The sequence below is a fragment of the Streptomyces sp. NPDC096193 genome, from assembly GCF_040302905.1.
In the GTDB taxonomy this organism is placed as follows: domain Bacteria; phylum Actinomycetota; class Actinomycetes; order Streptomycetales; family Streptomycetaceae; genus Streptomyces.
In genome coordinates, this window is the sequence record NZ_JBEOSJ010000068.1 from 1 (window position 1) to 1,774 (window position 1,774).

General features: G+C 70.6%; 1 protein-coding gene. It reads left to right on the plus strand.

The genetic code is table 11. The features are described from left to right. A partial coding sequence (locus tag ABTX78_RS36070; RefSeq protein ID WP_352210978.1) for a non-ribosomal peptide synthetase occupies positions 1–1,774 on the plus strand: 1,774 nt, incomplete at both ends.

Sequence of the window (1,774 nt, forward strand, 5' to 3'; positions counted from 1 at the left end):
CTCGACGTGACGGATCAGCCCGCGGACAACCCCGTCACCGCACTCGCGCCCGATCATCCCGCGTACGTCATCTACACCTCCGGGTCCACCGGCCGACCCAAAGGCGTCGTCATGCCCGCGGGTGCGCTGGTGAACCTGCTGGAGTGGCACCACGAGGCGGTCGGCGGCGAACCCGGCACGAGGACTGCGCAGTTCACGGCCATCAGCTTCGACGTCTCCGCGCAGGAGATGCTATCGGCCCTGATGTTCGGCAAGACCCTGGTGATCCCGGACGAGGGCGTCCGGCGGGACGCGGCCCGGTTCGTCGAGTGGCTGGACGAGCACGAAGTGGAGGAACTGTTCGCGCCCAACCTCGTACTGGAGGCCGTCGCCGAGGCCGCCGTCGAGCAGGGACGCGCGCTGCCCCGGCTGCGGACCATCGCGCAGGCCGGCGAGGCTCTGACGTTGAGCCGCGTCGTCCGCGAGTTCCACGCCTCGGCACCAGAGCGCGTGCTGCACAACCACTACGGCCCCACCGAGACCCATGTGGTCACGGCCCACACCCTGAGCGACGACCCCGACATCTGGCCGCCCACCGCGCCGATCGGGCGGCCGATCGCCAACATCCGGGCCTACGTTTTGGGTTCGGGTCTGGAGTTGGTGGCGCCCGGTGTGGTGGGCGAGCTGTACATCGCGGGGGCCGGTGTCGCCCGTGGCTACTTGGGCAGGCCTGGTATGACGGCCGAGCGGTTCGTGGCGGACCCGTACGCCCCTGAGCCCGGTAGGCGGATGTACCGCACCGGTGACCTCGTGCGGTGGAACCAGGACGGCGAGCTGGAGTTCGTCGGCCGCGCCGACCACCAGGTCAAGATCCGCGGCTTCCGCATCGAACCCGGAGAAATCGAGAACGTCCTCATCGAGCACCCCCACATCACCCAGGCCGCCGTAGTCGCCCGCGAGGACCAGCCCGGCAGGACCCGGCTGGTCGCCTATGTCGTGGCCCGGGGGGCCCTGCGGCCCGAGGAGGCAAGGGAGTTCGTGCGCGAGCGGCTGCCCGAACACATGGTGCCCTCGGCCGTCGCACTCCTGTACAGCCTGCCGCTGACGGCAAACGGCAAGCTGGACCGGGCCGCCTTGCCCGCGCCGGACTTCGCACCGACCGGATCCGGACGGGAGGCGCGCACGCCGCAGGAGCAGATCGTGTGCGATCTGTTCGCGCAGGTTCTGGGGTTGCCCCGCGTCGGCGTGGACGACGACTTCTTCGACCTGGGCGGGCACTCGCTGCTGGCCACCCGTCTGATCGCCCGCATCCGGGCTGCCTTCAGCGTCGAGGTCGGCCTGCGCACGCTCTTCGAGGCACGGACCGCAGGCGCGGTCGCTGCCCGGCTCGACACCGCCGGGCCCGCACGGCTCGCCCTGACCCAACAGCAACTGCCCGACGCTGTGCCCCTGTCGTTCGCCCAGCGCCGGCTGTGGTTCCTGCACAAGATGGAGGGGCCGAGCGCCACCTACAACATCCCGCTGACTCTGACGCTGAGTGGTGAGTTGGACCGTGACGCGCTGCGTGCCGCTCTCGGTGACGTGGTTGCCCGGCACGAGAGTCTGCGGACGGTGTTCCCCGAGGCCGACGGCACTCCGTACCAGCACGTCCTCGACAGCGTGAGCGTGGAGCTGCCCGCCACCAGCATCACCGCGACGGAGCTGCCGGAGGCCCTGAAGTCAGCGGCGCGACACCCCTTCGACCTGGCGACCGAAACCCCCCTGCGCGCCGAGCTGTTCCGCCTCGCCCCCGACC